We start from the raw sequence: 12027 nt of genomic DNA, 5'->3' as shown, positions 1-12027 counted from the left end.
TTCCATTATCCTGAATTGTCAGCCTATGCCGGCAACAATTTCCTGAAATCCCTGTTAAGGCTTTAACGTTCCATTTTCTTTTACTGTCCGGGGCAGACAGGCATTTGTGCCTTTCTGCTGGTTGTCTGTGCGAATTGTCGTAAATTAAAGGTCCGCCGGACCAATTGCCATATAAAAATCTTTAGAGATGCCATGCTCTGAGAGAATAAACGATTGCACGCCTTGTAAAAGTGAGCCCAGGTCACTTTCGCAAAAAAGGAAAGGTATGGGTGTACTGGCCGGAATTATACTGGCCGTGCTTCCTAAATGCCCATTCTGTGTGCTTGCATTTTCAAGTACCATGGTACTCTGTGGCAAGGGCGGGGCTGCCAGTTCCACCGAATTGCACAGTTCGACTTCCACCCTGCTGATCTCTCTTTTCTTTTGTCTGCTGACCATTACCAGTCTATTCCTGAGTTATAAGGATCGGCGTACCTGGTATGCAGTAGGGCTGGCAGTTGCAGGAAGTACCTGCATCATCATAAGTGTACTGCACAGTGGCGGACAGCCTTTATATTATTTAGGTGTAGCCATCATCCTGTCGGGCATTGCATTCAACATGAAGAAGTTCCGCTGGATGGAAAAAATCTTTCAATTGACAAGCCATATAAAAAACAAACAGTTATGATTCCCCAATCCTTTCAGTACGAATCACCCGGCACTTTAGAAGAGGCCATCCAACTGCTTCACCAGTATGGTGACGAAGCTAAGATCCTTTCAGGGGGGCACAGCCTGATCCCGATGATGAAGCTGCGTTTTGCCACGCCCGAAGCGCTGATCGACATCAACAATATTCCCGGTCTCTCCTATATCAGGGAAGAAGGCGGGAAGATTAAAATCGGGGCACTCACCCGGGAGGTGGATCTGGAGCGGTCTGAAACCCTGGCAAAAATTTTCCCGATTTTCAGGGATGCCACCAAACTCATTGCTGATCCGCAGGTTCGCAATATGGGTACCATTGGTGGGAACCTGGCACATGGCGACGCAGCCAATGATCATCCCGCGGTAATGATGGCCCTGAATGCCACCATTGTTGCCACAGGTGCGGATGGTCCGCGTGAAATCCCCATTGATGAATTCTTCTATGGCTTTTACATGACCGCCCTGCAGCATGGGGAGATCCTGACCGAAATCCAAATCCCGGTTCCGCCGGCAGGTACGGGGAGTGCTTATCACAAACTGGAGCGAAAAGTGGGTGATTATGCCACCGCAGGGGTGGCAGTGCAGCTCACCCTCGGTGATGATGGCATGGTAAAAGCAGCCGGCATCGGCCTCACCAATGTAAATCCCACCCCAATGCGTGCCGGTCGTTCGGAAGCTGCCTTGATTGGCAAACCGCTTTCAGAAGAATCCATAGATGAGGCTGCCCGGCTTGCTTCTGAAGATTGCAGCCCTTCTTCAGACCTCCGGGGAAGTGAAGAATACAAACGGGCAATGGTGGCCGTACTCGTAAAACGCATGATCCACGAAGCCGCCAACAAGGCCCGCCAATAAAATCAAAAACGAAAAATCCCAACGATATGCTTAAGCAAATAACCGTTACTGTCAACGGCGAACAACACACACTGGAGGTGGAACCGAGGCTGCTGCTGGTTCACATGATAAGGGAATTGCTGAATCTAACGGGAACGCACATTGGGTGTGACACATCCAGCTGCGGCGCCTGTACCATCCTGCTGGACGGGAAATCAGTCAAATCCTGCACCGTGCTGGCTGTTCAGGCCAATGGTAAATCCATCACCACCATTGAAGGGGTGGCTAAAGACGGACAACTGTCTCCATTGCAGGAGGGTTTCAAGGAAAACCATGGCCTGCACTGCGGATTCTGCACGCCTGGAATGATATTAAGGGCCACTGAGCTGCTGGCCAACAACCCGAACCCGACCGAAGAAGAGATCCGCTGGGGAATTGCGGGTAACCTTTGCCGTTGTACCGGCTACAATAATATCGTGAAGGCCATTCAGTATGCGGGCGCCAAGATCCGCGGAGAGGAACTGCCTTCCACCGAACCTGAATTCGTATAATCCATTCATCAAACGATTCAACCATTTGCTATATGAACAAATGCAAAACATCCAGGGAAATCGGTGGCATGGGCCATTCCCTCAAAAGAAAGGAAGACATCCGCTTTATCCAGGGCAAAGGCCATTATGTGGATGATATAAAACTTCCGGGCATGTTGTATATGGACATTGTAAGGAGTCCTTATGCCTATGCAAAGATTAAAAACATCAATATCGAAGCGGCCATGAAAGTGCCCGGTGTAATAGCCGTGGTAACGGGCCGGGACCTCGAAAAATACAACCTGCACTGGATGCCCACCCTTATGTCGGACACCCAGATGGTGCTGCCCACTGATACGGTGATGTACCAGGCACAGGAAGTGGCGGCGGTGATTGCTACCAGCAAATATGCCGCCCGCGACGGACGTGAAGCCGTTAAAGTTGAGTATGAACCCATGAAACCGGTCATCGATCCTTATAAATCACTGGAGCCCGGGGCACCGGTTTTAAGGCCCGACAAACCCGGCAAAACTGACAATCATATCTGGCATTGGGAAGCAGGCGACAAGGCCAAAACCGAGGAGGTGTTTTCCAAAGCTGATATTGTGGTTAAAGAACAGATGCATATCCCGCGTATCCACGTTGCCTCCATTGAAACCTGCGGCTGCGTGGCAGACTATGACAAGATCAACAACCATCTCACCATGTACATGACCACCCAGGCACCGCATGCTATCCGCACAGTGATTGCGCTGGTGGCCGGGCATGTGGGACTGACAGAAGAAAAGATCCGCGTGATCTCACCTGATATTGGTGGTGGGTTCGGTGGCAAGGTTCCTGTTTACCCGGGATATGTCATCGCGATAGCCGTTTCTTTCCTGGTAGGAAAACCGGTAAAATGGATTGAAGACCGCAGTGAAAACCTGCAGGCAGATTCCTTCGCCAGGGATTACCATATTACGGCTGAAATGGCTGGCACAAAAGACGGAAAGATACTGGCCACCCGGTTCAAGATTCTGGCCGACCATGGTTATACAGATGCATCAGCCAACCCATCCAAATTCCCCACGGGAATGTTCTCCATCGCAACAGGTTCCTATGATTACGGAACCGCCTTCATGGAAGCAGATGCAGTTTATACCAACAAACCGCCAGGGGGTGTTGCTTACCGCTGCTCTTTCAGGGTAACGGAGGCCGTACACGCCATCGAACGCATGACGGATCGTTTTGCGATGGAGGTTGGCAAAGACCCTGCACAATTAAGGCTGGATAACTTTATTAAAAAGGAAGACTTCCCCTGGAAATCTCCTACAGGCTGGATCTATGACAGTGGCGATTATCACAAAGGGTTATTGAAAGCCATGGATGCCGTGAATTATCACCAGCTGCGCGCAGAACAGGCGGAGAAAAGAAAGAAAGGTGAACTGATGGGAATCGGCATCTCCACTTTTACAGAGATCGTTGGTGCCGGACCATCCAAAGATTTTGATATTCTTGGAATCAAGATGTTCGACAGTGCTGAAATCCGGGTGCATCCGACCGGTAAGGCCATCGCCCGCTTTGGCACCAAGTCGCAGGGCCAGGGTCACGAGACCACCTATGCCCAGATTATTGCAGAAGAACTGGGAATACCGGCAGAAAACATTGCAGTGGAAGAAGGTGATACTGATACTGCACCGTACGGACTTGGAACCTATGCATCGCGCAGTACCCCCACAGCAGGAGCTGCTGCGGCTATGGCTGCCCGTAAGTTGCGCGACAAAGCCCGCAAGATCGCTGCCTACCTGCTCGAAGTAAGCGAGGACGACCTCGAATGGGAACCCGGAAAATTCTTTGTGAAAGGAGCGCCGGAAAAATCCAAGACCATACAGGAGATCGTTTTTGCATCCTATACCAATCACCCGCAGGGCATGGAAGCCGGATTTGAGGCAACGCATTATTACGACCCGCCGAACCTCACCTTTCCTTCAGGCGCCTATATCTGCGTGGTTGATGTGGATAAGGAAACCGGGGCCATCAAAGTTCGACGTTTCGTGGCCATTGACGACTGCGGAAACATCATCAACCCGATGATCGTGCAGGGGCAGGTACATGGCGGACTGACCCAGGGCATTGCCCCTGCTATGTATGAGGAACTGATCTATGATGAAGCGGGCAATATCCTGAACGGAACCTTTATGGACTACCTGGTGCCAACAGCGGTAGAATCACCCAAATGGGAAACCGGCCATACGGTAACGCCATCTCCCCACCACCCCATCGGTGCAAAAGGTGTGGGCGAATCACCTACAGTGGGTGCGCCACCGGCCATTGCCAATGCCATCGTGGATGCGCTGAGCCCATATGGAATCACGCACCTTGATATACCGATCACCCCGTTCAAGGTTTGGAAGGCATTGAAAGAAAAAGGAGCTATTTAGCGCGTAACAAACAAACCATGTAACAATGACAACGAGCATAACAAAATCCTTCCACGTGGAGCATCCCATAGATGCGGTGTGGAGTAATCTTACCAACCCGGCGCAGGTCGTCACCTGCGTGCCGGGTGCTTCCCTCACCGAAACCGTCGATAACGACAATTACAAAGGGGAAGTGGAGTTGAAATTCGGACCGGTAAAAGCCAAATATGATGGCCTGATCACTTTCCTGGAGCGCAATGCCGAAACCAGGAAAATGTCGCTCAAAGGCGTGGGAACCGACAGCAAGGGAAAGGGTGGCGCAGACATGAAAATGGACGGACAACTGGCAGAAAAGGACGGCGGCACCGATGTGAATGTGACAATGGAAGTGAATGTAACCGGCATGATGGCACAGTTCGGATCACGGCTTATCAATGATGTATCCAACCAGGTATTCGACCAGTTCGTGAATAATTTCAAGAAGCAACTGGCCGGTGAGCAGGTGGATAATACATTGAGCGCGGGTTCAATGGTTGGCGGAATGATCAAAGGAATGTTCGGAAAAAAATAATGCGGTGAACCAATTCAATAACCAGGAAGAGATCATTACGGCGCTGGACAGGATGCAGTATGTTTTGGACGAGGAGTTCGCCACTTCTATTTTTCTCATGCTGAAATTGCGGAAACCCCTTCTGCTGGAAGGTCCGCCCGGTGTGGGTAAAACAGAGGTGGCGCTCGCCCTGTCGCATTTACTCGATACCAAACTGATACGTCTTCAGTGTTACGAGGGACTTGACATAAACTCAGCGGTATATGAATGGAATTACCAGAAACAACTGCTTGGTATCAAACTTCAGGAAGAAAGCGGGTTGTCGGTTGAGCAGAAGGAGAAGCATATTTTCGGCAGCGAATACCTGTTGAGACGCCCCCTGCTGGAATCCATCACACAGGAGCTCGGGTCGCCCGTGCTGCTGATAGATGAGCTTGACCGTTCCGATGAAGAGTTTGAAGCCTTTTTGCTGGAACTACTTTCGGCTTTCCAGATAAGTATACCCGAGATCGGCACCATCAAGGCCAAACACAAACCCTTTGTTATACTTACGTCTAACCGTACCCGTGAGTTGAGTGATGCGCTAAAAAGAAGGTGTCTTTACCATTGGATCGACTATCCCGACCTGGAGAAGGAAATGCAGATTGTAAGGAAACGCCTGCCCGGCATTGAAAACAAATTACTGGAACAGGTAGTACGCACCGTGCACCAGTTCAGGTTCAGGAAACTGGCAAAAACACCAGGCGTATCGGAAACCATTGACTGGGCAGAATCATTGATGGCACTGGGGTACAGGGAAATCAACCAGGCTGCGCTTGAGAAAACATTAGGTTCCATTTTAAAAACGAATGAAGACATTACACTGATCAGGGCAGAGGGCCCGGATGCATTCCTGGCATAAATATTTTTTGCCCCATGAAACAACAGGCATTTGAAACCACCAGTATTACCCAGGGTATTGTGGCTTTTGCGCAGTTTGCCAGAAGCCATGGGCTGAATATTGGCCTGACAGAAACACAGGAAGCATTATTGGCAGCCGACACAGGCCTCTTAACCGAACGAAAACAGTATAAAAACGCGCTTAAAACGATCTGGTGCAAGTCCCCCGGGGAACGCCGGTTATTTGAAAAGATTTTTCTCCTTTACTGGGATACCAACCCCATTGATCTGCCCTCCCAAAAAAACAAAACAACTGTTCAGGGTACCGTGGAAAAGAAGACCAATGCCTCCCTGGTAATGCTGGGAATGGGTGCAGCGGGTGAAACGGAAACGGACTCGCCCCAGGTTTCCGGTGCCAATGAAAATGAGCGACTGAAAAAAACTGACCTGTCCAGGATCGGTGGAACGGATGCTGAAAAACTGGAGGAATTATCCAAAAAACTGTTTCGGGAGATGGCCATGCGGATGCGCAGGAGGATGATGGATTCGAAACAATCTGACCGGATCAACCTGCGGCGAACTATCAGGAAAAGCATTTCCTGTGGCGGAGAACCCATAGAACTGTTCCGGAGATCACAAAAACCCAAAAAACAACGGTTGATCGTTCTGCTGGATGTAAGCGGTTCGATGGACAAGTACAGTCATTTCCTGCTTCGTTTCATCTGTGCACTGCGACAGCATTTCAGGCAACTGGAAGCATTCACTTTCAGTACAAGATTGCTAAGGGTCACGAAGGCACTGCAACTCAACCGCCTCGATTCCGTACTGGCCACCATCAGCGAGCAGGCCGATAACTGGTCGGGTGGCACCAGGATCGGTGAATGCCTGGAAAACTTCCGCGAAAAATATGGCAAACAATTGCTGAACGGTTCGCCCACTTTAATTGTTTTAAGTGACGGGCTGGATACCGGGGACCCTGAACACCTGGCAAAAACATTGCGCACCATTCAGATGCGCACCAAAAGAATCATCTGGCTCAACCCTTTAAAAGGAATGAAAGGTTATGAACCCACAGCCAGGGGTATGAAAGCAGCCCTGCCTTCCATTGATACCTTCAGGCCGGCACATAACCTCGAGAGTTTACTGGAACTGGAAAATATTTTACAGCATGCTTGATCAATTTTTAAATACATGCCAGGACCTGCGCAGGAAACAGGAACCCTTTTCCCTGGCCATTGTGGTAAAGCGTGAAGCGCCCAGCAGCGGCAAGACCGGCGATAAAGCGATTATCAATAAATTTGGCGAGATCATCGGCTGGGTTGGCGGTGGTTGTGTGCGGGCCATCCTCATCAAGGAGTCAGAGGAAGCCATGAAAACAGGAAAAAGCCGCCTGGTCAGGATTGGTCGCGGCATTAGCAATAACCAACAGGAAGGAGTTATGGAATATAAAATGACCTGCCAGAGTGAAGGCACCGTAGAAGTATTCATCGAACCGGTTTTACCGCTTCCCCACCTGGTAGTGATGGGCAAAACAGCCATCGCAAAGGCACTGGTGAAATTCGGCAAACTGGCAGGTTACCGCGTGACCGCCATAGCGGAAGATGCTAAAATCGACACATTCGAAAAACCGGATGAACTGATTACACGCTACCACCTTGAACAGGTAAAAACCACTCCCGCCTCCTGCATCGTAGTGGCCACACAGGGAGAAGAGGATGAAGCGGCCATGGAACAGGCACTGGGTAAGGAACATGCCTATATTGGTTTTGTGGCAAGCCAGAAAAAAGGCCAGTCAATGCTGGAATATTTAAGAAGTTCGGGGCTGAACGAGGAACGGATAGCTGCCATTAAAACTCCTGCCGGACTTGATATCAACGCCAAAACGCCAGAGGAAGTGGCCATCAGCATATTGGCTGAGATTATTTCCGTAAAAAGCAGCCTGCCTGCCACTGCAGGTTTTACCCAGTTTGACGATACCCGGCAGGAAGCGGGTAAGCCCAAATTTTACATCAACCCGGTTTGCGGGGTTCCGGTGGATATCAACCACCCGAAACATATCCTCGAGTATAAAGGAGAAAAAGTCTATTTCTGCTGTGATGGCTGCAAGACTAAATTTGAGCTGGAACCGGAGAAGTATATGCACCGGGAAAAAGCCTGAGCAGGCCGAAAATGAATAGCCATGAAAGAGATCCAATCGATCATAAAAGCGTATGATGACAGTCGTGAGTCCGGCAAAAAATCTGCACTCGTTACAGTTGTTCACCTGGAAGGATCATCCTATCGCCGTCCGGGAGCGCGCATGCTGGTGACAGATGAGGGGCAGATGACAGGTGCCATCAGCGGGGGGTGCCTGGAAGGTGATGCCCTGCGAAAAGCCCTGCTGGTACTAAATCAGCAGCAATCGAGGCTGGTCACTTATGATACCAGCGATGAAGACGATGCCACCATTGGCGTGCAGCTGGGCTGTGCTGGTGTAATTCAGGTGCTGATGGAGCCCATCAGGGAAGACATCCCGGGAAACCCGGCAGAACTTCTCCGCAAGGCAACTGCAAAACGCCAGAAATTTGTACTGGTCACCCTCTTTGACCTGGAGGATAAAAAATCTTCGCAACACGGCACCTGCCTGCTGATGGAAGAGGACGGTACTATAAGCGGCAACCTTGGGGATGATAACTTACGGGCAGCACTACTCGAAGATGTAAAAACCGCATACAATGAACAGCGTTCTGCATTCCACAATTATGTATCCAACGAACACAATATTCATGCGTTCATCGAATTTGTGCAGCCACCTGTGTCCCTGGTAATCATTGGTGCCGGCAATGATGTTCTGCCTGTAGTGGCTATAGCAGACACCCTAGGCTGGGAAACCAGGGTGGCAGATGGCCGTCCTACACACGCCAAAAGAGAAAGATTTGTCAGCGCCTGCCAGGTGCTGGTATCCAAACCGGAAAATGTACTTCAACAAATACCCATCGACGAACAAACCGTATTTGTCCTGATGACCCACAATTACAATTATGACCTGGCTATGTTGAAGGCCCTGATCAAAACCAAGGTGGTATATATCGGTGCGTTGGGGCCAAAGAAAAAGCTGGACAGGATGCTGGGTGACCTTAAAGCGGAAGGCATTGAACCAACTGCTGAGCAGTTATCCCGTATCTATGGCCCGGTGGGGCTGGAGATCGGTGCAGAAACCGCAGAAGAAATTGCCCTTTCCATTATATCGGAGATAAAATCCGTAATGACGGGAAAAAGCGGGCAATCACTCCGCCACAAACAGGATGTAATCCATTCCAGACAGGAAACTCTAATAATTGAAAAACACATCCGTTGACAACTGGCAACCATAGCGATATGCATTGTGGAATTGTGATCCTTGCTGCCGGTTCCTCCAGCAGGCTCGGGGAACCCAAACAATTGTTACCTTACAAGGGGAAAAGCCTGTTGTGGCAGGCGGCCAATACTGCTATGGCAACAGGTTTAAAACCAGTGGTGGTGGTGGTGGGTGCAAACAACGAACTGATCAGAAAAGAACTGGAAGGGATGGCCTTACACATTGTGGAAAATACAAATTGGAATAAAGGAATGTCCACCTCGCTAAAGGCTGGGCTGGAAGCAGCTATCGAACGGGAGCCGGCATTGGATTCGGTAATTTTCATGGTATGCGACCAGCCATTTGTCAGTGTGGACCTTCTGAAGGAATTGATCCGCACCCGGCAGTCGGGCTGGAAACCAATCGTAGCCAGCAGGTATCAGGACAACCTGGGCACTCCCGCCCTTTTTACCAGGAATATATTTCCTGCACTGCTTGAACTGGAAGGGGATGCCGGGGCCAGGAAACTGATCAAACAGTATGGAGAGGACGTTGCAATCGTTGATTTCCCGGAAGGAGCTATCGACATCGACACAAAAAAAGATTACGAAACATTCATTCAGCAAGCGCAATGGAGAAAAAACTGACAGATACATTTGGACGGTCGCACAATTATCTTCGGATATCCCTCACCGATAATTGTAATTTCCGTTGCTTCTACTGCATGCCGGAAGAGGATTATGATTTTACCCCGGCCAGCCGGCTGATGCAGGCTGGTGAAATTGAATCCATTGCCCGGCTCTTTGTGGAACAGGGCGTTGACAAGATCCGCCTTACAGGTGGCGAACCACTGGTAAGAAAAGATGCCGGCGATATATTGTTATCATTGTCACGCCTGCCTGTTAACCTGACCCTTACCACCAATGGAAGCCGGATACATGAATACATCGGACTGCTGAAAGAGGCCGGCATCCGTTCCCTTAACATCAGCCTGGATACCCTGAACCGCGACAAATTTTTACTGGTTACCCGTCGCGACCAGTTCTTTCGGGTATATGACAATATCCAGTTGCTGTTGCAGGAAGGTTTTCATGTGAAAGTGAATATGGTGGTGATGAAAGACATGAACGAAAACGAGATCAATGAATTTGTGGAGTGGACCCGCAGGCAACCTGTGCATGTTCGTTTCATTGAATTCATGCCATTCAGCGGTAACAGATGGACAAGTAATAAAGTGGTCACCTGGCAGGAAATCCTGCAGGAAGTCGGCACACAATATGATATCCTTCCACTGGAAAACGATCCTCACGATACAGCCAAAAAATATATGGTACCCGGCCATGCCGGAACCTTTGCCGTCATCAGCACCATGAGTGCCAATTTCTGCGGCTCCTGCAACCGCATTCGCCTGACGGCAGATGGCAAACTCAAGAATTGCCTGTTCTCGCAGGAAGAGACCGACCTGCTCAATCCATTTCGAAACGGTGAAGACATCCTGCCCCTTATAAACGCCAGCATTAAGGCCAAGAAAAAGGAACATGGCGGGCAGTTTACCGAAGATTTTGAAAAGATACATGCCGAAACCATTCACAACCGCAGTATGATCACCATCGGCGGATAGCGGGGTACTTAACAAAAGAATTTTAGTATGATTTCTGTATCAGCAGCCCTCCAGTTAATCCGGGAGCATTGCAGTCCACTCCAACCCCAAAAAATTGCCTTAAAAGATGCGGCAGGCAAAGTGCTTGCAGACGACATAATTGCACCAATCGATATCCCTGCCTATCCGCAATCCTCCATGGACGGATATGCTTTTTCCTTTGCGGGATGGAAAGCCGTGGGCGATCTAGGTCTCTTTGGTGAAATTGCCGCCGGGCGCGGCGACAAAATGGAATTGCCTGCAGGCAAGGCAGTCAGGATATTTACCGGCGCTCCAGTTCCTCCAGGTGCGGATACGGTGGTTATGCAGGAAAAATGCCGGATTTCAGATGATGAACTCTTAATCGAAGACCCTGCCTTACAAACCGGCGATAATGTAAGACCAACGGGATCAGAGATCAGTGCCGGTGCACTGGCCCTGGAAAAAGGCAGTTTACTTACACCCGCAGCCATCGGGTTTCTTGCAGGAATCGGATTGACAGATGTAAATATTTATCCATCACCTGAAATAACCATCATCGTTACCGGAAATGAATTGCAGGCACCGGGAGAACCCCTGTCCTATGGCCAGGTGTACGAATCGAATTCATTGTCACTGACAGCAGCGCTGGCTTCACTGAATATTCCGGTAAAAATGGTATACCGGGTGGAAGACCGGTTGGAAGCGCTGGTCAAAATACTGGAACATGCACTGGAAAACAGTGATATGGTTTTACTTACCGGCGGCATTAGTGTAGGCGATTACGATTTTACGCTGAAAGCTGCCCTGCAATGCGGGGTGGAACAGGTATTTCACAAGATCAGGCAGAAACCGGGCAAACCGATTTTGTTTGGAAAGAAAGGACAACAGCTGGTATTCGGCCTTCCGGGGAACCCGGCATCGGTTCTCACCTGTTTTTATGAGTATGTGCTGGAAGCCATCAGCATCCTGCAAAGCAGGCAGGTGAAGATGGAAAAACGGGAAACCAGCCTGGTCAACGGCGTTAAAAAACCTGCTGGTATCACCCATTTTCTGAAAGGATTGTACGATGGTGTATCGGTATTATCGCTGGATGCACAGGAATCCTACAAATTAAACTCCTTTGCCAAAGCCAATTGCCTGATCAAAATACCGGAAGACATTACTTTATGCCAGCCAGGTGAGCTCGTAGAGATCCACCTCCTGCCCATTTAAAACATACC

The 12027-nt window shown here is 49.7% G+C and carries 12 protein-coding genes; all 12 read left to right on the top strand.

Annotated elements, in window-relative coordinates; genetic code table 11:
- The first annotated feature begins 319 nt into the window (after window positions 1-319).
- The 12 genes from BC349_RS15295 to BC349_RS15240 are packed head-to-tail and all read left to right on the top strand — an operon-like array spanning window position 320 to window position 12019.
- Window positions 320-667: a hypothetical protein gene (locus tag BC349_RS15295; RefSeq protein ID WP_187257638.1), complete on the top strand. Its 348-nt coding sequence runs from the start codon at window positions 320-322 to the stop codon at window positions 665-667.
- The gene (locus BC349_RS15290) at window positions 664-1533 is read left to right on the top strand and encodes an FAD binding domain-containing protein (RefSeq protein ID WP_187257637.1); all 870 of its coding nucleotides are present in this window, start codon (window positions 664-666) and stop codon (window positions 1531-1533) included. Before BC349_RS15295 ends, BC349_RS15290 begins: the two co-directional genes overlap by 4 nt.
- Window positions 1534-1559: 26 nt before the next feature.
- Window positions 1560-2063, top strand: coding sequence for a (2Fe-2S)-binding protein (locus BC349_RS15285; RefSeq protein WP_187257636.1), 504 nt, complete (start codon window positions 1560-1562; stop codon window positions 2061-2063).
- Window positions 2064-2095: 32 nt separating this feature from the next.
- A complete protein-coding gene (locus tag BC349_RS15280) occupies window positions 2096-4462 on the top strand; it encodes an aerobic carbon-monoxide dehydrogenase large subunit (RefSeq protein WP_187257635.1) in 2367 nt (788 codons plus the stop codon).
- Window positions 4463-4487: 25 nt separating this feature from the next.
- On the top strand, window positions 4488-5012 hold the full coding sequence (locus BC349_RS15275) for an SRPBCC family protein (RefSeq protein ID WP_187257634.1): 525 nt from the start codon (window positions 4488-4490) through the stop codon (window positions 5010-5012).
- A gap of 4 nt (window positions 5013-5016) precedes the next feature.
- Window positions 5017-5892, top strand: a complete 876-nt coding sequence (locus tag BC349_RS15270; protein ID WP_343063740.1) for an AAA family ATPase — start codon at window positions 5017-5019, stop codon at window positions 5890-5892.
- A gap of 14 nt (window positions 5893-5906) precedes the next feature.
- Window positions 5907-7046, top strand: a complete 1140-nt coding sequence (locus BC349_RS15265) for a vWA domain-containing protein (RefSeq protein ID WP_187257633.1) — start codon at window positions 5907-5909, stop codon at window positions 7044-7046.
- Window positions 7039-8028 carry an XdhC family protein gene (locus BC349_RS15260; protein ID WP_187257632.1) on the top strand — a complete coding sequence of 330 codons (990 nt, stop codon included), beginning with the start codon at window positions 7039-7041 and terminating at the stop codon, window positions 8026-8028. Before BC349_RS15265 ends, BC349_RS15260 begins: the two co-directional genes overlap by 8 nt.
- A gap of 21 nt (window positions 8029-8049) precedes the next feature.
- A complete protein-coding gene (locus BC349_RS15255) occupies window positions 8050-9207 on the top strand; it encodes an XdhC family protein (protein ID WP_187257631.1) in 1158 nt (385 codons plus the stop codon).
- Between the two features lie 20 nt (window positions 9208-9227).
- Window positions 9228-9833, top strand: coding sequence for a nucleotidyltransferase family protein (locus BC349_RS15250; protein ID WP_187257630.1), 606 nt, complete (start codon window positions 9228-9230; stop codon window positions 9831-9833).
- On the top strand, window positions 9818-10807 hold the full coding sequence (gene moaA, locus BC349_RS15245) for a GTP 3',8-cyclase MoaA (RefSeq protein WP_187257629.1): 990 nt from the start codon (window positions 9818-9820) through the stop codon (window positions 10805-10807). Before BC349_RS15250 ends, moaA begins: the two co-directional genes overlap by 16 nt.
- A 27-nt stretch (window positions 10808-10834) precedes the next feature.
- The gene (locus BC349_RS15240) at window positions 10835-12019 is read left to right on the top strand and encodes a molybdopterin molybdotransferase MoeA (protein WP_187257628.1); all 1185 of its coding nucleotides are present in this window, start codon (window positions 10835-10837) and stop codon (window positions 12017-12019) included.
- Window positions 12020-12027: the final 8 nt, after the last annotated feature.

It is taken from the genome of Flavihumibacter stibioxidans, assembly GCF_014332695.1.
GTDB classification, from domain to species: domain Bacteria; phylum Bacteroidota; class Bacteroidia; order Chitinophagales; family Chitinophagaceae; genus Flavihumibacter; species Flavihumibacter stibioxidans.
This window is presented reverse-complemented; position numbering and strand designations above follow the sequence as displayed.